We start from the raw sequence: 21,126 nt of genomic DNA on the forward strand, positions 1-21,126 counted from the left end.
TTTTCAAATTTGCCGCATGTAGTCAGAAAATGCCGTTCTGATGTCACAGTGAGCCTGCCGAACTGTTGTTGAAGGGTGCATTTTTTCAAAAAAAGCTTCGGCATCCCGTATAGCCATCGGAACAGCCCGACACGCAATTTGGATAATATCTTAATAAATTTAAACAAGTTCAATGTGGTGATTAGCCTGTTAAGCCCGGCTTTGCTTTTTTAACTTGCGTACTTTCAAAAATAAAAACGCTATCATCCAGAATAAAACGCCCACAGCAACCGCTAAAAAAAAAGCACCATAAATATACTGTTCCAGGTTTTGTCCTATCTTTTCAAGGGTAAGTTGCTTGTTGAATGAAATATCTACCGCCCTGCTACCCATAAACAGCTTTCCCATTTTGTAGCTGAAAAAGAGAATAACAGGAATCAGGGGTGGGATACTGATATGGGCCGCGATGATGAACAGCGTTTTATTCAGCTTGAAAAAATGAGCCAGCGGAATACCTATCAGCAATTGGAACCCCCAAATGGGAACAATACCCATAAATCCACCAAAAGCAACGGAATATGCTTTTCTGGTATCACTTTCGCCGGGCTTCAACAGTATTTGCTTTAGCTCCTGCTTCCAGTTTTTGTTTTTATAGAATCTCCTGAAAAAGTTACGCGGCCATATATAAAAAAAGCAGACCATTACCAGCACTGTGTTCACAATGCTGATGCGTGTAAAGTCCTTAAACGGCCTGAAATGGCTGATCCGCTCTTTTTTGGGCGGATAATATACGGTTATAGGCGTTGAAACCACTTTTACACCGGCCCATGCCAGGCGCACGATTACCTCTATCTCAAACTCGTATTTACGGGTAAAAAACTTCATGTGGCTGATGGGGGTAAGCGGGTATAAACGATACCCCGTTTGCGTGTCGGGCAGCTCGATCCCTGTTTCTAACTTATACCAGAAATTGCTGAATTTATTGCCAAAGCTGCTTTTACCGGGTACGTTTTCCGCTGTGTCCATATTTCGGGCGCCCATGATCAGGGCAGGACCAACAACCTGTAGCTTTTTTATAAAAACAGGAAGGTCCCTGGCAAAATGCTGGCCATCTGAGTCAATGGTAATAGCATACTCAAATCCCAGTTCTATAGCTTTTTTAAACCCTTTTCGCAACGCCATGCCTTTACCGGCATTGGATGGGTAAGAAAGAATGGTAATGTCCTGAAAAGTCCGGATGATATCTTCCGTGCCGTCGGTTGAGCCGTCATTTACCACAATAATGTGGGTTGAATATTGAAGCACATCAGTAATAACAGCGCTAATGGTAGCCGCATTGTTGTACGTAGGAATGATAACGCAAACTTTTAAACTGTTAAAAGTTTCGTGTGTATTAATATCCGGTATAGATGCCTGCAATGCCACCAGGCACCAAAAATAAACGATGGAAAGGAGAAAACTAAAAAGTATATCGGGCGGCTATACCAAGTGTTCCAATTTGCAGTGGCGCAAAAGAGGAGGGAGCGGATAAAAATACAGTTGGCCGCCAGTCTGCAGTCAGGTTGATAGGCGAATCCTTAAATTTATAATCGATCCCTGCAGTGCCAAATACCCCCGCACCAAACCCTTCGTAAAAATTATTTTTAGAAAAAATATTAAAGATGGTTAGCCCGCCACCCGCAAACCAGCGAAGGCTTTCATTGGTAGGCGTTTCGATGAGTTCATGATATTGATAACCGCCTGTTATACTAACCCCGGGTGAAAAGCTTGTTTGTCCGCCCGAATTAGGAATGTACATATTTCTGCCGCCAAACCCCAGGTTAAACTCTAAAGCGCCATGGTCCGACAAAAAATTTTTATAAGAGAGGGCCAAAACATCATAAGCAATATGGGCATTCAGCCTTATTCCAATTGCTTGTTTATAATCGCTTTGCGCATTAACTATTAATTGGCTGAAAGCAAAAGCAACTAATAAAAATACTTTGATCGTCTTCATTAAAGAAAGTCTTTAAATAATTGGGTTTAAAACATCTAAAGACATCCCGGGGAAGTTTTTAGAAGGCTGTAATATTCCTTTATCAAACTTACAGGAAACTTACCTGAAAGCAAGCAGGCGGGACATATAAATATTTTTACCGTACGACTATTGGCTAAACATAACAGTGGCCGCGCAGCTGATGGTACTGGTTTTTAATTGCTGAACGGCCGGGCAGGTGAATAAAACCTGAAAATTAGGCGCTTAAGGCATTCCTTTAAACTAAAAAAACTAAATATCTTAGAAAGACCGCAATTCCGATAAATTCTTTGTTTTTCTTCCTGCGACATAAAAAATATATTGTATTAAATTTGCCGACTTAAATATGGTTTTAAATAGTAAATTATCAAAGTATTGTTTTTTAATTCTTTTTTTAACAGGAGCACTTTTTTTACGGGCCCAAACCGGCGCCGGAAAGCAGGAGCTTTATGCCGCGCTTGCTTCAGGCAGTATGGCTGCATGGAATAAGCAACTGGAACACGTTAAAAATTTAAAGGGTAATGATAAAGCGGCTTTTGAAGGCACACTGCTGATGCGTAAATCAGGAGCTTTAAAAACGCCTCCTCAAAAGCTGAACGTATTTAAACAAGGTTACAAACTGCTTGAGGAAGCCATTCGTAAAGAGCCTCAAAATGTAGAATTCAGGTTTTTGCGCCTCATGATACAGGAAAATGCTCCCAGAATTGTGGGATATAATAAAAACCTGGCCGAAGACGCCAAAACAGTAAAAAATAATTATAAGTCTTTACCGGATGCAGTACAACAGGCCGTATCAGCTTACAGCAAAACCTCGAAAGTATTAACCGGATTGTAAAAGTGTTATGGGAAAGAAAGTTTTAGCAGTATATTTTACCCAATCAGGGCAAACCAAGGCGATCCTGGATCATTTTTTAAAGCCTGTTATCGCGGATGGAAATGAAGTGGAGTTTCTCCAGGTCAAACCGCTTCGTCCCTTCCCGTTTCCCTGGCCCATTCCTGATTTTTTTGATACCGTACCGGAATCGGTAAACGTTGTGCCAACAGCATTAGAACCCTGGAAAACCCGTCTTGACAAATATGATCTGGTGATTTTAGGCTGGCAACCCTGGAACTTATCACCCAGCATTCCGTTTAATTCTATTTTACAGGATGAAGCATTCAAAGCTTTAATAAAAGGAACGCCGGTTATAACGCTGAGTGGCTGCCGGAATATGTGGATCAATGCGCAGGAAAAGAACAAGAGGCTGCTCCAAAATGCAGGCGCTAAACTGGCAGGCAATATTGCCCTGGTAGACAGGCATTCCAATCACCTGAGCTATGTTACCATTTTTCATTGGCTCGGTACCGGCCAAAAGAACCGCAAATGGGGCATATTCCCCAAACCGGGGGTTTCTGATAAAGACATTGCGGGTGCATCAAAATTCGGAAGCATAGTGAGCAGTTATTTGCGTACGATGAACTTCGACGGGATGCAGGAAGAGCTGGTAAGAGCAGGGGCGGCACCTGTAAAATATTCACTGATGTTTATTGAAAGAAAGGCCGGAAAGATATTCCAGAAATGGGTGGATATAATAAACAGGCACCCCCAAAAAAGGAAAAACATACTTATTGCATATAAATATTATCTTGCCATCGCGTTGCTCATAGCTTCGCCAATAATATTAATGGTAGATTTATTATTTTTCAGGCCGTTTTCACAGCAGAAGATCAGGCGGCAGATGAATTATTACAGAGGAGTTGAGTATAGGGAGCGCATTTAAATATACGATGTATGAATGTAAAGAATTCGTACACCATATATCCGATATCGTACGTGGTTTGGTATATTGATGAATTGAAGCGTACAACGCCCGCCTGACCGGACGGACACATAAAAAAGATTAAAAGATGATGTCATTAAACGAAGTTTATATTAACCGCACCGCACATTATTTTCCTAACAGTCCTGTGGGTAATGATGAAATGGAAGATTACCTGGGCTATATTAACGGAAAACCTTCAAAATCACGAAGGATCGTGCTGCGAAATAATGGTATTACCAACCGTTACTACGCCCTGGAAAAAGGAGGTAAAGCCACTCATACCAATGCGCAGCTGACGGCCGAGGCAATAAAAGCGCTTTTTAAACAGGATCCGGAAGGAATTAAAAACATTGATGTGCTTTCCTGCGGCACTTCCTCGCCCGACCAGATCATGCCATCGCACGCTGTAATGGTGCATGGCTGGCTGCCACAGTTAGGTAAGCTGGAAGTGGTATCACCGAGTGGTGTTTGCTGTGCCGGTATGCATGCGTTAAAATATGCGTATATGGCAGTAAGAACTGGAGATGCCAATACCGCGGTAGCGGCGGGTTCTGAACGCTTTTCCGCCTCGCTGGTGGCCAACCAGTTTGAGGATGAAGTACATAAGCTGGAAGCCCTGGAGGAAAATCCTTATATCAGCTTCGATAAGGAATTTTTACGCTGGATGCTTTCTGACGGCGCATCTGCGTTCCTGTTAAGCAATCAACCCAATCCGGCTGGCCTAAGCCTGAAAATAGAATGGATAGAAGGTATTTCTTATGCTGATGATATGGAGGCCTGCATGTACTGCGGCGCAGAAAAGCAGGAAGACGGCACATTGAAAAGCTATCTGGAGTTTACGCATGAAGAGCTGAACGAAAAATCGGTGATGAGCATCAAGCAGGATGTGAAGCTGCTGAGCCCTAATATTGTTCCCCTTGGCGGCAGGCCTTTGCCCGAGCTATTCGAAAGGCGCGGCTTAAATCCAGACGATATTACCTGGTATTGCCCGCACATGAGCAGTAACTTTTTCAAAGACAAAATTTACGAAGAGCACCTGAAATTAGGCCATCATATTCCTTATGAAAAATGGTTCGTAAACCTTAGCTATGTAGGTAATGTGGGTGCCGCATCGGTTTATTTTATGGTAGATGAGCTCCTGAACAGCGGCAAACTGAAAAAGGGGGATAAAATATTCTTGCTGGTTCCTGAAAGTTCCAGGTTCAGCTATATGTATGCATTACTGACAGCCGTATAGCCAACATCGACCTTTAAAAGTATATCAGGGTATTAGAAATAATACCCTTTTTTGTTTTCTAAATATTAGTACTGGCTCCGGGGGAGCCTGCACTAAAAAATCTGCATAGGTACTGATCTGTTTTGTATCTAAATTTGTATGTAGGGCCATTATGGCTTATAAAAACTTACAACATGAAAAAAATAATACTGTCACTCCTGCTGCTGACTGCTTTTTGTCAGGAGGCATGGTTACAAACCCCGTACGAGTGGAAGGAAGGAAAGTCGGGAAACTACACGTATAAATATGTAAGCGGTGATCCGTTGCAGGTACGTATCTATACTTTGTCTAACGGGCTTACGGTAATGCTGAGCCCTAATAAAAAAGAACCGCGCATTACTTACCACATGGCTGTAAGAGCCGGCAGCAATACAGACCCGAAAGATCATACAGGTCTGGCGCACTACCTGGAGCACATGCTGTTTAAAGGAACGGATCAGTTTGGCTCGCTTGACTGGACCAAAGAAAAACCCCTTTTAGATAGTATTGATGCTTTATATGAAGTGTATAATAAAACAACAGACACTGCTCAGCGCCGTGCTATTTACCAGCAAATAGATGCAGTATCCGGCCGCGCTTCCAAATATTCCATAGCTAATGAATATGATAAAATGATGACGGCTATGGGCTCACAGGGCACCAATGCGCATACATGGGTGGAGGAGACCGTTTATGATGAAGACATTCCATCTAATGCTGCAGACCGGCTGCTCGCTGTTCAGGCAGAGCGTTTCCGTAACCCTGTACTCCGTATTTTTCATACCGAGCTGGAAGCCGTGTACGAAGAAAAGAACCGTACGATGGATAACGATAGCTGGAAAGTAATGGAAGCCACTCATAGCGGGCTTTTCCCCACACACAATTACGGGCAGCAAACTACTATTGGTACCATAGAGCATTTAAAAAACCCTTCCTTAAAAGCCATCAGGGATTATTACTATCAATATTATGTGCCTAATAATATGGCCGTGGTAATGTCGGGAGATTTTGATCCGGATATAATGATCAAAAAGATAGACCAGGCATTCAGCTATATGAAAGAACAACCGGTTAAAGAATATAAACCCGATCCCGAACAGCCCATTAAAGGCCCCATCGTTAAAGAAATTTATGGCCCCAATGCAGAAAATATTACCATTGCGTTCCGTACAGGGCCCTATGGTACAAGAGAGGATCTTGTGTTAAAGGCCATCGACAATGTGTTAGCCAATGGCAAAGCAGGCCTTTTAGATCTGAATCTCAATAAACAACAAAAAGTATTAGGTGCCGGATGTGGTATAAGGCAATACAAAGACTATGGTGTATTTACTTTCAGCGCCTCCCCCAAGCAGGGACAGTCTCTTGATGAAGTGAAAACCCTGCTGCTGGCGCAAATTGATTCGCTGAAACAGGGAAAGTTTGATGATCAATTACTGGATGCCATTGTTGCCAATTATAAATTAAGAGAATTACAGGCTCAGGAAAACAACAGCTACCGCGCCAATGCCATGGTTGACAACTTTATTAAGACCAAGGGCGAAGGATGGAAAACAGAAGTGGAAAAGCTGGACGAAATGAAGAAAATAACCAAAGCCGAGCTGATCGCTTATGCCAATCAATTTTTTACCAGCAATAATTATGTAGTTATTTATAAAAGAAAAGGAGAGGATAAAAGCATTGTAAAAGTTGACAAACCGGCCATTACTCCGGTAGAAACGAATGCCGGCAGGCAATCTGATTTCGTGAAAAAAATCGATGCGATGCCCCTGGCCTCTATTGCGCCACGCTGGGTTGATTTTAAAACCGATCTGCAAAAAAGTACAATAGCTAATACAGAGTTATTATATGTACCTAATAAAGAAAACAGCCTGTACAGCCTCTATTTCCGTTACAACATCGGAAGCTGGAACAATAAAAAGCTTCCTGTAGCACTTAGCTATCTGCAATACCTGGGTACGGATAAATATTCTGCAGAAGATATTACCAAAGCATTCTACCAGCTGGCGGCCAACTTTTCGGTAAACAGCGGAACAGAAGATTCTTATATTCAGTTGAACGGGCTGAATGAAAACTTCTCTAAATCTTTAGAACTGTTAGAGCACCTCATCAGGAACTGTAAGCCCGATGAAGCAGCTCTTGAAGGGTTGAAAAACCGCCTGCAAAAGGCAAGGGCTAATGCAAAAACCAATAAGGGATCGATTATGCAGGGGCTGAACAGCTATGCCACATATGGAGCGGCCAATCCTTTCAACAATGTACTGAGCGATGCTGAGCTGAATGCACTTACTGCACAGGATCTGGTAGATATTATAAAAAGCCTTGTTCAATACAAACCACAGGTTTTATATTACGGTCCGTTAAGTACTGCAACGCTTGCAACTGAAGTTAAAAGATCACATCCTATGCCTACAGCCTGGGCTCCGGCGCCGAAAGTGGTTAAGTTTAACCGCACGGTTCAAAACGAAAACCAGGTATTCCTGGCTTATTACGATATGGTACAGGCCGAAATGACCTGGGTGCGCAATTTACAGCCTTACGAGTATAACAAAGAAGCCGTTGTTGATTTGTTCAACAGTTATTTTGGAGGTGGCATGGGGTCTGTTGTTTTTCAAACCATCCGTGAGTCTAAGGCATTAGCCTATTCTACTTATGCCTATGTGGGAACCCCTGCCAAAAAAGAAGACCCGTTTTCTTTTATAGGTTATGTAGGCAGCCAGGCCGATAAGTTACCCGAAGCCATTGCTGCGATGACCGAGTTGCTCAATACTTTACCTGAAAGGGAAAATGCGTTCGAAAACGGCAGGCTGAGTACTTTAAAAGATATTGAAACCGCGCGTATAGAAAAAACCGGGATCATTTTCAGCTATATAGCTGCTCAAAAGAAAGGATTGGCGGATGATCCCCGAAAAGCAAAATATACACAGATAAAGAGATTAAAGTTCAGCGATATTAAAGCTTTTCATGACAGCCAGCTAGCTAATAAGAAATATAGCTATGCCATCATCGGAAGCGAAAAAAATATGAAACCGGAAACTCTTTCAAAATATGGTACCGTAAAAGTATTGAGCCTGGAGGAACTGTTCGGATATTAGGATCTGAGACTCATTTGTAAACAATGAAAAAGCCATCTGACTCACTTATGAACCAGATGGCTTTTTCGTTAATATTACAAGGTATACAAACTTTTATACATCATAAGTAGTGGACGCCGTATCGCCGCCTCTTCCCGTCCAGTTGGTATGGAAGAACTTACCGCGTGGCTGATCGAGCCTTTCATAAGTATGCGCTCCAAAATAGTCGCGCTGAGCCTGCAACAGATTGGCCGGCAGCCTTTCTGAACGGTAACCGTCATAATAATTGATTCCAGCACTTAAACAAGGAACAGGAATGCCGTTTAACATAGCAGTAGCCGTTACGGTTCGCAGTCCCTCCTGGCAGGCCTGCACTCTTTCGGAAAAATACGGATCCAGTAACAGGTTGGTCAGCTCAGGATTTTGATCAAACGCTTCTTTAATATTGCCTAAGAAACGGGAGCGGATAATGCAGCCGCCTCTCCACATTAAAGCGATGTTTCCATAGCTCAGCTCCCAGCCATATTCTTTGGCAGCGGCACGCATCATCTGGTAGCCCTGGGCATAGGAAATTATTTTGGCCGCATACAACGCGTCGCGCAGCTGATCAATAAACTGCTTTTTATCGCCTTTGAAATCCGGTTTTGGCCCGGCAGTTAATACTTTAGATGCCGCTACCCGTTCTTCTTTCAAAGCAGACAGGCATCTTGCAAAAACCGCTTCGGTAATCAATGTAAGCGGAATACCTAAGTCCAAAGCCACCGTTCCGGTCCATTTACCCGTACCTTTTTGTCCGGCGGTATCTAAAATTTTATCAATGATCGGTGTGCCATCCTCTTTATATGCTAAAATGTCGCGGGTAATCTCTATCAGGTAGCTGTCCAGCTCGCCCTCATTCCACTCTGTAAATACTTCGTGCATTTCATCAGCGCTCATACCCAGCACATCTTTCATAACCTGGTATACTTCGCAGATCAGCTGCATATCGCCATACTCAATACCGTTATGCACCATTTTCACAAAATGACCGGCGCCGCCATCTCCAACCCAGTCGCAGCAGGGAGATCCATCCGCCACTTTAGCAGCAATACCCTGGAAAATAGGCTTTATTTCCGGCCAGGCCTCTTTAGATCCGCCAGGCATAATAGAGGGACCCAACAAAGCGCCTTCCTCGCCACCCGATACGCCGGTGCCGATATAAAGAAGCCCTTTGCTTTCCACATATTTTACCCTTCGTTCCGTATCAGGAAAATGCGAGTTCCCTCCATCAATAATAATATCGCCTTTATCTAAATGCGGGATCAGCAGTTCTATAAAATCATCAACCGGTTTACCCGCCTTTACCATCAGCATTATTTTACGCGGAGATTTTAAAGAGGCTACAAATTCCTCAATAGAATGCGCGCCCTGGATGTTTTTCCCCTTGGCCCTGCCATTTATAAAATGATCTACTTTTTCAACCGTACGGTTATACGCTGTTACACGAAAGCCTTTACTTGCCATATTCAGGATAAGGTTTTCACCCATTACCGCAAGGCCAATAACACCTATGTCTGATAATTCTGCCATGATTTATTACTAATTAAAATGTAAGATAAAATTTTAAGCGCTTTAAGGCGTGCCAAACTTACATGAAATTTTCCATTCATAAATTGCAGAAGGGAGATTAGGCAGGGCAAACGCATCTTAATCAGGTGTAAAGCTATTCCTTTAAGGGTTTAGCGCTGACATCGTATACTTTATAATCATTGCATCCGCCACGGCCGATTTAAAAATGACCCGGCAAATAAGCCCGGAGGGCTGACAGGGTTATAAAATTGAGGCTAAGGTCGCAAAAAAACTCCGCAAGGAGTGACATAAAACATGGAAGCTTTCAAAGTTAGATGCGTTTGCCCTGGGAGATTGGGTGAATTACGCCCTGCCGCCTAACCGGTTTGAAACTGGTGAGGCTTTTTTCGGTTTTAAAAGTTTTAAAGATTTAAAAATACTGTTCGTTTTTTCTAACGCATAAATATAAAGTGTTACTTTTAAGCAGCAACCTATAGAAAAATGAATAAAAATAAACACCAGTTCGACCCGATCTGGAAATCGCTTATAGAAGACCTCTTCCCCGATTTTTTACGCTTCTTTTTTCATGGTGCCGATAAGCTGTTTGGTATGCGTAAATTTGAGTTCCTTGATAAAGAGCTGGAAAAGCTATACCCGGACAAAGAAACGGACCGAAATGTGCGCTTTGTTGATAAACTGGTGAAAGTACAATGGAAGCATAGCGGGGAGCAATGGATACTGGTACATATTGAAGTGCAGGGATATGCCGACAAGCAATTTGCCCACAGGATGTTCCAATATTTCTACCGGATATCAGACCGGTACAGGCGCCCGGTGACAGCTATTGCTATTTTTTCCGGTGTACAGGGGTATTCACCTGAACGTTACGAAATAGAACTGTTAGGTACACGGCTCGAATACCAGTACAATACCTACCGTGTTATTGACCAAGAAGATGAAATGCTGAAGCGCAGCAATAATCCTTTTGCCCTTGTGGTGCTGGCGGTCAAAACGGCACTGTGTAGCAGCAAAGCAACGGATGAAGAACTGATGAGCCGCTACGAATGGATATTCAGGAATTGGCTGGAAAAAAGCTCTCACAGCGAAAAATCATTGCTATTTATGCGTTTTTGCAGAACTGTGTTCGCTTTGCCGATTCTGAAACTTATGCTACCTTTGAAAAGAAAGTAGAACAAATCACCGGTAAAAAGAATGTTATGGGTGTAAAAGAATATTTAATACAACAAGGCAGGGAAGAGGGCTTCGAAAAGGGTACCGAACAGAAAAGCAATGAGTTTGTAAAAAATCTGCTTTCTAATACCGATTTTACTATTGCTAAAATCGCCTCGCTGGCTAATGTTACAGAAGCTTTCGTAAAAAAAGTACGGGGTTCATTGCAAAAAAAGAAGTAATCTTACTCCACCTTCTTCAGCAGCACAATATAAGTAGGAAAATGGTCGCTGTAACCTCCGCGATAAACATCACCGTTATAAGTACGCATAGGATAACCTTTATATCGTCCGGTGTTCTCAATCATATAATCAGCTTTAAATACATGGTGCCTGTAATAAAAAAATCCCTCTTGGTTCCTGTTTAAAAAAGAAGAGGAAAAAAGGATCTGGTCGAACAGGCTCCAGGCATCCTGGTAAGCCAAAGTACCCTGCCCGCTTTTATACATACTTACCCAGGGATTGTACAGGTCATCCATCCTGATATTTTTGACATCGCCGGGAGCCTTAAGCCCTTTTGTAACACTGCTACTGACAGGATCATCATTCAAATCGCCCATCACTATTATTTTTGAGGCAGGGTCAATAATCAAAAGAGAATCTATAAACTTTCTAACTGTAGTGGCCGCGGCCATCCGCGCCGGCTGAGATCGCTTTTCACCACCCGAGCGGCTGGGCCAGTGGTTCACAAATACATGCATCCTTTCACCGTTCAGCAACCCTCTCACCCATAAAACGTCTCTTGTATAAACAGCGTTTTTGGTACCTGCAGGAATTTTTACAAAAACAGGGCGGCTCTTTTCTACTTTAAAATATTCAGGATTATAAATTAAAGCTACATCCACCCCCCGGAAGTCTTTAGAGTCATAATGTACATATTTATACTTACGTTCGGCAATTAAAGGATGGCGTAATAAAGTATCCAGTACATATTTATTCTCGATTTCTGCAGTGCCTAAAAGCGCCGGTCCGTCAGGATTGAGGTCTGTTCCTATCTGGGATAATACCCCAGCCAGTTTAGCAACTTTATCATTAAAGACAGCGCTGGTATAGGCTTTGCTGCCGTTTGGCGTAAAAGCAGCATCATCGTAGCTGCCGTGAAAAATGGTATCATAAAAATTTTCAAAATTATAAAAGCCTATGATGGCCGATTTATAAGTGCTCTGCGAAAAGGCACTGACAGTAAGCATTACCCAGGATAGCAGGAATGTGTTTTTCATTTGTTAGAATTGAAACAGGTTATTTATTGAGCCAAAAAGTACAGAAAATAAAAATACTGAGATTCATATCAGCCGTATTTTTTTATTCAAAAAATTATTATAATTTTATAAGGCTTAACATAACCATGAAAAAACACACGTTAACCTTGTTAATGCCATTGGTGGCTTCTGTCATCTATGCGCAATCACCGCTGATAAATGATACCATTCCTAAAACAGATTCAGCAGCTCTTGATATAAAGAGCGAAGTACGGGACAACTTACCAACTATCATCATTAATGATGATGATATGGATGATGGCGGTGCCCAGGCTGTATCTTCCATTTTAACGGCTGGTCGAGATCCGTTTCTTTCTGCTGCTGAGTTTAATTTCAGCCTGGTCCGTTTCCGGCTCAGGGGCTATGAAACACAGGGCAATACTGTTTATATTAATGGTATTGATTTTAGCGGACTGGATAATGGTTTTACTCCTTTCGGCTTATGGGGCGGACTGAACAACGCCATGCGTTCGCAGCAAAACACTTATGGTCTGCAGGCAAATGATTTTGCTCCAGGCTCTTTAGCGTTAAATACAAATGTGGATATGCGTGCAGGAGCGCAGCGTACACAAACCCAGCTGGGATACGCATTTTCTAACAGGAACTATAATCATCGGATCATTTTTCATCATGGCTCGGGCTTTAATAAAAAAGGCTGGGCTTACAGTATAGCGCTCACCGGCCGCTATGCTAAAGAAGGCTATGTACCCGGTACGTATTATGAAGGAGCCAGCTATTATATATCGGTTGATAAAAAAATAAAACAAAGAAATACATTATCGCTGATAGCATTTGGTGTACCCACCGAAACAGGCAGACAGGGCCCATCAATACAGGAAGCTATGGATTTGGCCGGAACCAATTACTATAATCCGTCATGGGGCTGGCAAAACGGGAAGAAAAGAAATGCCAATGTACTGCAAACTTTTCAGCCGGTATTTATAGCTGCTTATGAGTATCAACCTAATGATAAAACCAGCCTGCTCACAACTGCTGCATATACATTTGGTAAAAGAAAAAACTCAGCTCTCGACTGGTATAATGCCCCGGACCCACGGCCGGATTATTACCGTTATTTACCGGGCGATTACGCTGGCAACAATCCGGCTCTATATCAATCGCTGCTGCTTCATTATCAATACAATCCCGATGCTTTGCAGGTACAATGGGATAAACTGTATGAAGCTAACCGTGGTAATGTGCGTACGGTAAACGATGCTGATGGTATGGCTGGCAATAATGTTATGGGAAAACGTTCTGTGTATATTTTGTCTGACCGCGTAACTGATATAAAAAGGATAAGTGCTAATACTGTTTATCATTCGAAGCTGAACGATAGACTGACATTAACAGCAGGTGTAAATTACCGGCAGCAGGTAAACCATTATTACCAGGAAGTAAAAGATTTACTGGGCGGAGATTTTTGGGTTAATATCAATCAGTTTGCCGAGCGCGATTTTCCAGATGATCCTCTTGCTGTTCAGCATGACCTGAACCAGCCCAACCGTATTATTACAAAAGGGGAGCAGTACGGGTATAATTATAAGATTACGATGAGCCACGCTATGGCGTGGGCTCAGCTTCTGCTGAAGCTGAATCATTTTGATCTCTTCTTTACCGGGGCCATTGCGCAAACCCGTTTTTACAGAACAGGCTTCAACCGAAGTGGCCTGTTTCCCGGCATTTCTTATGGTAAGGCAGCCGGGCATAGCTTCACCAATCCCAACATTAAAGCAGGGATAACATATAAGCTGAATGGCCGTAACTACTTTTTCATAAACGGCACTTACCGCACCGCAGCACCATTCTTCGAAAACGCTTACATTTCCCAGCGTACACGAAATACAGTGCAGGACAGGCTTACAAGTGAAACCATTATTTCAGGCGAAGCAGGGTATAAGTTGAATACACCCCGTGTGAAACTGGGCATTGCCGGTTATTATACAAAAATAAAGGACGGCATGGATGTTCTTACCTTTTATCATGACCAGTACCAGAGCTTTGTAAATTACGCGCTAAGCGGAATAGATAAGGTGTTCTTTGGCGGGGAAATTGGAACAGAGATTAAACTTACGTCTACACTAAGCTTTAACGCAGCCATATCTGCAGGCAGGTATTATTATGACAGCCGACAGCGGGCTATTATTACAGCAGATAATAATGCAGAGATTTTATCAAAGCAAACTCTCTATTTGAAAAATTACAGGATACCATCCTCGCCACAAAATGCTTACAGTGCAGGCCTGTTCTATCGTTCACCACAGTACTGGTATATAAGTTTTGCAGGAAATTATTTCAGCAATATGTGGTTAAGCATTAACCCGCTGCGTAGAACTGGAGCTGCCATTACCGATGCGGATCCTGAAAATCCGTCATCAGCAGAAATAAAACAAAGCATATTAGCACAGGAACAATTTGACGGAAAATTTACGCTCGACTTTTTTGGTGGATGGAGCAGGCTGCTACCCCGAAGCTATTACATTCATAACCGGCGTACTTACCTGCTGTTTAATCTGGGCGTAAACAACATCCTGAATAGCGAAGATATCCGCTCCGGCGGTTTTGAGCAGCTGCGTTTTGATTTTGAAGAAAAGCAGGTGAATAAATTCCCTCCTAAATACTATTACGCTTACGGAATCAATTTCTTTGCCAGTATCGGCCTTAGGTTTTAAAAATTATTAAAGATGAAAAATATTTCTTTAAATAAATGGGTGGTCCTGCTCATACCGGTTGTACTGATTGTTTCCTGCAACCGGGCATTTGATGCGCCTCCGGTAAACGATGATCCCGAAGTGGATGTAACCCTGACCATTATGCAGCTAAAAGCGCGTTACGCAGCCATCGGCGATTTTAAACGTATTGAAGACGATCAGGTTATTTCGGGCGTGGTAATAGCAGATGACCGCTCAGGCAATTTCTATAAGCAGATAATCATACAGGATGAAACAGGCGGCATTCCTGTTTTGCTGGATGGCAATAACGTGTACACACAATATCCTGTGGGCCGCAGGATATTTATAAAGCTGAAAGGGATGATGCTGGGCGATTATGGCGGCACTATCCAGGTAGGGCTCGATTCTTCCCGCTCAGCAGATGGCAGGTATTTAAACCTGGAGGGTGTTCCCCAGGCGCTATTTGACCAGTATATTATAAAAGGCTCTTTCAATAATACAATCATACCTCAAATAGTAAAGCCATCAGATTTTACAAAAAAAATTAATGACCCGCTTTTGAGTACTTTAGTGCAAATCAATAATGCCGAGTTCAGAGATGCAGATATTAACAAAACATATGCAGATCCATCCAAAAACATGAGTGCGATAAATTTTACCGTTACTACATGCGAAAAGCAAAATATTATATTACGTAATAGCAGCTATGCAAGGTTTGCCGCTTTAAATGTGCCTGATGGAAATGGTGTGCTTACCGGTGTACCTTCCATATTTAACGGAACCATGCAAATATTTATCAGGGACACGGGCGATGTGGAGTTTACCCGTACGCGTTGCAGCGGACAGGTTCCGGTACCCACATTTAAAACCATAGCGGAACTGAAAACCTATGCAACAGGAGACTCTTCCATACCTGAAGGCATAACCATCAAAGGTATTGTAGTATCTGATACCAAGAATGAAGCTGCCGGCAACTACCGTTTACAGGATGCCACAGCCGGTATGCAATTGAGGTTTAGCATTGCCGCCAACCCTGCTGCTAAAATCGGTGATTCGCTCACTGTAAATGTTGGCGGACTGATCTTAAGCCTGTTCAGCGGCGGATTACAGGTAAACAATGTAGAGGCCGTGGTGAAATCCGGAACAGGTATGATTACCCCTCGTACCGCCACTATCGCCCAAATAAAAGGCAACCTTCGTGCATGGGAGTCGACCGTTGTAACAATTGATAATGTTACTGTAAATGCAGGTTCCTCCAACAGTACAGGCACCAACTATATCGTTACTGATGCTACCGGTTCTATCAACACCTTTATCAGGAATGCCGCAGGTATTATGATGCCTGCCAGAGCCACAGGCATTACCGGTTATGTATCGGCCTACCAGGCGCCTGACGAAGGTGCTCCGCTCGAAGCGCAGCTTATTCTTCGCAACCAAAGAGATATAGCAGGAGGCACCGGAGGGGCTTTTTCAGTGGTATATGATTTTTCAGGAGTAACCAGCAGTTCCGGAACTACAGACCCAACAATGGTTCCAACCGTTGACGGATTAACTCTGGGCAGCTTTAACGCGGTTGGCATAAGCGCCAACTCATCTGCCGGCGGAAGATTCTCTTTCAGCGGTTGGCCCGCCGGCGCTGTCAATGGCTCTGATGTTTTTACCGGCAGTATAGATCCTGCCAGGTATTACGAAGTAACCATTACCCCTGCTGCCGGCAAAAAAGTTGATCTTACAAAAATATCTTTTACACTTCAGCGTTCAGGCACTGGCATAAGACAGGCCAGTGTGCGCTCCGGCTTAGACAGTTATGCGGCTAATCTTCCTGCATCTGTCAGCCCTCCTAACAATAATTTATCTGTTGTATCTACCAATATATTCCAGATAGATGATGGTATTACAACGGCACAGGACGGCTGTACCATTACATTAGATGCAGCCCATACCAACCTGGAAGCAGCGGTTAGTTTCCGATTTTATGGATTTAACGCAGAAAGTGGTGGCGGTACCTTTAGTATAGATAATGTAAAATTTGAAGGAGTAGTAAAATAACCCATGTTGATCGGCCCATAAAACTTTTCCTGCCGGTAATAGAAGGCTAGGAAGAACCGCTTTTTGGTTAAAAGATTTACTTTCGCGCAGCTTTAAAATGAACAAAGAATCTTCCTGGCTGATAACAGGGTTATTTTTTACTGTATTATGGTCTTCGGCCTCCACAGCAACAAAAATCGCGCTGCAGGATGCGCAGCCGTTGGTGGTAGCTACATGCAGGTTTGGCATAGCTGCTGCCATTATGCTTTTCATTGCTCATGTGTTGTTAAAAAAGCGGCTACCGGCGGTTAAAGAAATAAAACAGCTTGCAGTGTACGGGATGCTGAATATTACCATATACCTGGGTATATATGTAATAGCTATGAAAGAGGTAACGGCTGGTGTAGGTGCATTAACCATAGCTGCCAGCCCTGTATTCATCAGTTTTCTTTCTGTTTTTATTTTAAAAAAACCCATTAGCCCACGCATATTGCTGGCTCTTATTATTTGTATATGCGGTTTTGTTGTAGTAGCCTGGCCGTTGTTTGACGGGGTTTCTGTTACGATAAGAGGTTTATGCCTGCTTATTGCAAGCATGTTTTCTTATTCTGCCGGAACTATTTATTTTTCTTCTAAAAAATGGGAGGGGCTGCACCTGCTTATCATTAATGGCTGGCAAACATTGCTTGGCGGTTTGTTTTTACTGCCTTTCATGATGTTTACTTATAAAAAAGGATTGAATCATCTGAGCTGGCATTTCTGGACAGGAACTTTGTGGCTGGCCATACCTGTGTCTGTTGGGGCGGTCTGGCTTTGGCTAAGGCTCATCCGCCAGGACGCTGTAAAAGCAGGCCTGTGGCTGTTTCTCTGCCCTATATTCGGGATTATTATTGCGGCTGTTCTCGTAAAAGATACGCTCAGCCTGTTTACGCTTACGGGAGTAGCCATGGTTTTGGGTGGCCTGGCGCTTAGCCATTATGATAAAAAAGTAAATACACCGATGGAGTAAATTTAATATTCTTGTGCAAACTAATATGCTAACCTTATTCGGGCAGATTTAAAGTTGAACTTCATATTTGCCCGGTTTTATTTGTCAGGTTTCTGTAAACTTAATATTCCTGAAATTCACTGTACCATTCTCTGGACTGTATATGTCGTTTTCGCCATCGTAAATGACCTGGGTAGAAACCACATTGCCTCCAACCACTTTCCTTAAATAATCCAGTCCTTTCACAAACACCTTCGTAAAGCTTCTGGCTGATTTGATCTCATAGGCATACAATTGTGCTCCTTTTTCTTCAATCAGATCCACTTCATTTTGCGATTTATCACGATAGAAGTAAAGATTAGGCAGCTTACCCTGGTTATACCTGTTTTTGAAAAATTCCAGCACCACCATATTTTCAAACAAGGCGCCACGCAGCGGGTGAGTTGCCAATTGCTGCTCATTTTCTATTCCTAACAGAAAACAGGCCAACCCTGTATCGTAAAAATACAGCTTTGGGGTTTTAACCAGCCGTTTCCCGATATTCCTGAAAAATGGTAGCAGACGGAAAAGAATGTAAGAAGCTTCCAGCGTGCTCAGCCATTCCTGGATAGTTGGTACAGATACGCCAATTTCATTAGACAATGCTGATGCAGTGAACTCTTTTCCCGTCCGCCCGGCACATAGCCTTATAAACGTCTGAAAGCGGGTCATATCTTTTACATTCAGTAACTGTCTTACATCCCGCTCGATATAAGTGTTGTAATAATTGCGGCTTACATCCTGTACCGGAATGCCCTTTGCCCATACTGCCGGGTAGCCGCCATTCAGCAGCAATGTATCAGTGCCCTCTTGGTGTACACGACTGCCTAATTCTTTTAAGGAGAATGGCAGTAAGGTCAGTACGGCAGCCCTTCCTGCAAGAGACTGTGTAATACCTTCCATCAACGAAAAATTACTGCTGCCCGTTAAAATGAATTTTGCCTGCTCATTTTCATCTGCAACAACCTGGATGTAGGAAAATAATTCGGGCAAATATTGCGCTTCATCAATAATCAGCCCTGCTACATATTGCTCCAAAAAAACTTTGGGCGCAGTCTGTATCTGCTCCCTTACACTGATGTTTTCCAGATTAACATAATGGTACCCGGAAAACTGATTCTTACACAAGGTAGTTTTACCGGACTGTCTTGGCCCGGTTATAACAATAACAGCGTATAGCTTGGTTAATCGTTCTAACTCGCTATGTAACACTCTGTTAATAAACATTTCTCTACATTTTGGACAAATTTAAAGTTAAACTTTAAATTTGTCCAAAAATACGCCTTTTATCGAGCCTAAACAAATAAACCCGTCCCTAAATTTTCGTTTAACTTTTATATTCTCTGCCTAATTTTACCCGTCATATATAATGTCAATTTGGAACAGGGAAAAAACATATACTTTTTATCAGATTTTCACCTGGGTGTGCCATCACATGGGGAGAGTCTGGTACGTGAAAAGCTGATCGTCCGTTTTTTAAATGAGATCGAAGACAAAGCCTCTGAAATCTTTATTGTAGGCGACATGTTCGATTTCTGGTATGAATATAAATATGTGGTACCTAAAGGTTATGTGCGTCTGCTGGGTAAGCTGGCTGAACTTTCAGACAAAGGCATTCAGCTGCATTTTTTTGTAGGCAACCACGACATGTGGATGACGGATTATCTTCAGCAGGAGTTAAATATGCCGGTTTATTTTGAGCCAAAGGAGTTTAGCTGGAATAGCAAACAATTCCTGATAGGCCACGGCGATGGCCTGGGCCCTGGCGATAAAGGCTATAAACGGTTGAAAAAAGTCTTCAGAAACCCTGTATGCCAGTGGGCTTTTGGAGTACTGCCTCCTCAAATTGGTATAGGCGTGGCCAATTATATGAGTCGCCGCAGCCGCGCCAAAACAGGCACTTCGGAAGAAGTGTTCATGGGTGAAGATCAGGAATGGCTGATCCAGTACTGCAAACAAAAGCTACAGGAGAAGGAATATAATTATTTTATTTTCGGGCACCGGCATTTGCCCATAGACTTTAAGCTTAACGATAACAGTCGCTATATGAACCTGGGCGATTGGTTAACGTTTTTCACTTATGCTGTTTTTGATGGCAACGATATGCAATTATTATCTTACCAGGATAAAGAACATAAAATCATCCGTAATTATTGAGAACTTTACTGAACATATTGATCCTGTCTTTTTTCAGCTTTTTGGCAAAAGCACAGTCCTTCTCTATGGGCCAAAAGCTGAAAACCGTTACGGGCGATTATGCTTCTTTTTCTGTAGACAACCTGGATAATATTTACCTGCTCAGCGCCAGTAATCAGCTTAAAAAGCTCAACCCTGGCGGCGATTCTGTTTCCGTTTTTAATGATATTAAAAAGTTTGGAGAAGCCACGCTGGTAGATGTTTCTAACCCGGTTAAAATAATGCTGTACTATAAAGGATTTTCTACCATCGTTGTTTTAGATGGGATGCTTAATTTAAAAAACACTATAGATCTCCGCAAGAAAAATATTTTTAATGCTACTGCTACGGGCCTTTCGTATGACGGAAAGATATGGCTGTACGATGATATGGACAATGTGCTGAAGAAGCTGGACGACGAAGGAAACATCCTGTTTAAAACGGCTGATTTCAGGCAAATCTTCGATAAGGTGCTGGCTCCTGTTAAAATATTCGATCAAAACCAGTATGTCTATTTATACGATTCCTTACAGGGTATTTACGTGTTTGATTACTATGGATCCTATAAAAATAAAATAGATATAACGGGCTGGAAAAACCTGCATATTGCCGGTAAATATATTTATGGTTCTGCCGGCAATACATTATACCGTTACAATATCAGTACTTTTAAACATGAAGAATGGCCTGTACCTGCTGAATTACAGCCATACAGGCAGTTGTTTTTCAGAAATAATAAACTGTATGTGCTCAATGATACAGGGCTTAGTATTTATGCTACCGGGTGGCGTTAAATAAAAGTCCTGTTTTAGAAAAAGCCGAACAACCATCCGCCTGCCAGGGCTGGCATCATCACCAAGGCTATAAAGTATAAGTAGGCTTTTTTATCAGGCCTTTTAGAAACAAAGTAAGAGATCAAAAAACTTATTAAATAAACGGTAGTTAAAATATAGTGTGCGAAAATTACAACTATCAGCCCCGAAATACATTGAGGGTCTTTACTCAAATTAATAAAAACAAGATAGTATAGATAGCCCCATAATAAAAGATACACCCCTGTGAGTGCT

Annotated in this window: 16 protein-coding genes; 11 read left to right on the forward strand and 5 right to left on the reverse strand. The window is 42.5% G+C overall.

Annotated features, from left to right (window positions below):
* Positions 1-189: 189 nt before the first annotated feature.
* Both ACYVBM_RS07030 and ACYVBM_RS07035 read right to left on the reverse strand, forming a co-directional pair.
* Positions 190-1,404, reverse strand: a complete 1,215-nt coding sequence (locus tag ACYVBM_RS07030; RefSeq protein WP_460684928.1) for a DUF2062 domain-containing protein — start codon at positions 1,402-1,404, stop codon at positions 190-192.
* 34 nt (positions 1,405-1,438) lie between these two features.
* Positions 1,439-1,975, reverse strand: coding sequence for a hypothetical protein (locus ACYVBM_RS07035; protein WP_460684929.1), 537 nt, complete (start codon positions 1,973-1,975; stop codon positions 1,439-1,441).
* Positions 1,976-2,339: 364 nt separating this feature from the next.
* On the opposite strand from ACYVBM_RS07035, the gene ACYVBM_RS07040 reads away from it, so the two are divergent.
* The 4 genes from ACYVBM_RS07040 to ACYVBM_RS07055 all read left to right on the forward strand — a co-directional run bounded on the left by ACYVBM_RS07040 (position 2,340) and on the right by ACYVBM_RS07055 (position 8,142).
* The gene (locus ACYVBM_RS07040; protein ID WP_460684930.1) at positions 2,340-2,828 is read left to right on the forward strand and encodes a hypothetical protein; all 489 of its coding nucleotides are present in this window, start codon (positions 2,340-2,342) and stop codon (positions 2,826-2,828) included.
* 7 nt (positions 2,829-2,835) lie between these two features.
* Complete coding sequence (locus ACYVBM_RS07045) at positions 2,836-3,753, forward strand: hypothetical protein (RefSeq protein WP_460684931.1); 918 nt, start codon at positions 2,836-2,838, stop codon at positions 3,751-3,753.
* A gap of 127 nt (positions 3,754-3,880) precedes the next feature.
* Positions 3,881-5,032, forward strand: a complete 1,152-nt coding sequence (locus ACYVBM_RS07050; RefSeq protein WP_460684932.1) for a beta-ketoacyl-ACP synthase III — start codon at positions 3,881-3,883, stop codon at positions 5,030-5,032.
* Between the two features lie 173 nt (positions 5,033-5,205).
* Entirely contained in the window at positions 5,206-8,142 is a 2,937-nt protein-coding gene (locus ACYVBM_RS07055; RefSeq protein ID WP_460684933.1) for a M16 family metallopeptidase, read from the forward strand.
* A 93-nt stretch (positions 8,143-8,235) separates the two neighbouring features.
* Here the strand turns inward: ACYVBM_RS07055 and gnd are convergent, their stop codons facing one another.
* Positions 8,236-9,690 (reverse strand): decarboxylating NADP(+)-dependent phosphogluconate dehydrogenase, encoded by a 1,455-nt coding sequence (gnd, locus tag ACYVBM_RS07060; RefSeq protein ID WP_460684934.1) that lies wholly within the window; start codon positions 9,688-9,690, stop codon positions 8,236-8,238.
* Positions 9,691-10,170: 480 nt separating this feature from the next.
* On the opposite strand from gnd, the gene ACYVBM_RS07065 reads away from it, so the two are divergent.
* Positions 10,171-10,860 (forward strand): RpnC/YadD family protein, encoded by a 690-nt coding sequence (locus ACYVBM_RS07065; protein WP_460684935.1) that lies wholly within the window; start codon positions 10,171-10,173, stop codon positions 10,858-10,860.
* Positions 10,861-10,886: 26 nt separating this feature from the next.
* A complete protein-coding gene (locus tag ACYVBM_RS07070; protein WP_460684936.1) occupies positions 10,887-11,081 on the forward strand; it encodes a hypothetical protein in 195 nt (64 codons plus the stop codon).
* Between the two features lie 2 nt (positions 11,082-11,083).
* Here ACYVBM_RS07070 and ACYVBM_RS07075 read toward each other — a convergent pair whose 3' ends face one another.
* Complete coding sequence (locus ACYVBM_RS07075) at positions 11,084-12,118, reverse strand: endonuclease/exonuclease/phosphatase family protein (RefSeq protein WP_460684937.1); 1,035 nt, start codon at positions 12,116-12,118, stop codon at positions 11,084-11,086.
* Between the two features lie 125 nt (positions 12,119-12,243).
* On the opposite strand from ACYVBM_RS07075, the gene ACYVBM_RS07080 reads away from it, so the two are divergent.
* The 3 genes from ACYVBM_RS07080 to ACYVBM_RS07090 all read left to right on the forward strand — a co-directional run bounded on the left by ACYVBM_RS07080 (position 12,244) and on the right by ACYVBM_RS07090 (position 17,866).
* Positions 12,244-14,829, forward strand: a complete 2,586-nt coding sequence (locus tag ACYVBM_RS07080; RefSeq protein ID WP_460684938.1) for a TonB-dependent receptor — start codon at positions 12,244-12,246, stop codon at positions 14,827-14,829.
* 12 nt (positions 14,830-14,841) lie between these two features.
* On the forward strand, positions 14,842-16,878 hold the full coding sequence (locus tag ACYVBM_RS07085) for a DUF5689 domain-containing protein (RefSeq protein WP_460684939.1): 2,037 nt from the start codon (positions 14,842-14,844) through the stop codon (positions 16,876-16,878).
* 97 nt (positions 16,879-16,975) lie between these two features.
* Positions 16,976-17,866 (forward strand): DMT family transporter, encoded by an 891-nt coding sequence (locus ACYVBM_RS07090; protein WP_460684940.1) that lies wholly within the window; start codon positions 16,976-16,978, stop codon positions 17,864-17,866.
* 84 nt (positions 17,867-17,950) lie between these two features.
* Here ACYVBM_RS07090 and ACYVBM_RS07095 read toward each other — a convergent pair whose 3' ends face one another.
* A complete protein-coding gene (locus ACYVBM_RS07095; protein WP_460684941.1) occupies positions 17,951-19,111 on the reverse strand; it encodes an ATP-binding protein in 1,161 nt (386 codons plus the stop codon).
* 150 nt (positions 19,112-19,261) lie between these two features.
* On the opposite strand from ACYVBM_RS07095, the gene ACYVBM_RS07100 reads away from it, so the two are divergent.
* Together ACYVBM_RS07100 and ACYVBM_RS07105 are read left to right on the forward strand one after the other, a co-directional pair.
* Positions 19,262-20,041 (forward strand): UDP-2,3-diacylglucosamine diphosphatase, encoded by a 780-nt coding sequence (locus tag ACYVBM_RS07100; protein WP_460684942.1) that lies wholly within the window; start codon positions 19,262-19,264, stop codon positions 20,039-20,041.
* Complete coding sequence (locus tag ACYVBM_RS07105; protein ID WP_460684943.1) at positions 20,038-20,853, forward strand: hypothetical protein; 816 nt, start codon at positions 20,038-20,040, stop codon at positions 20,851-20,853. Before ACYVBM_RS07100 ends, ACYVBM_RS07105 begins: the two co-directional genes overlap by 4 nt.
* The last annotated feature ends 273 nt before the right edge of the window (positions 20,854-21,126 follow it).

The sequence above is a fragment of the Niabella aquatica genome (assembly GCF_054779315.1).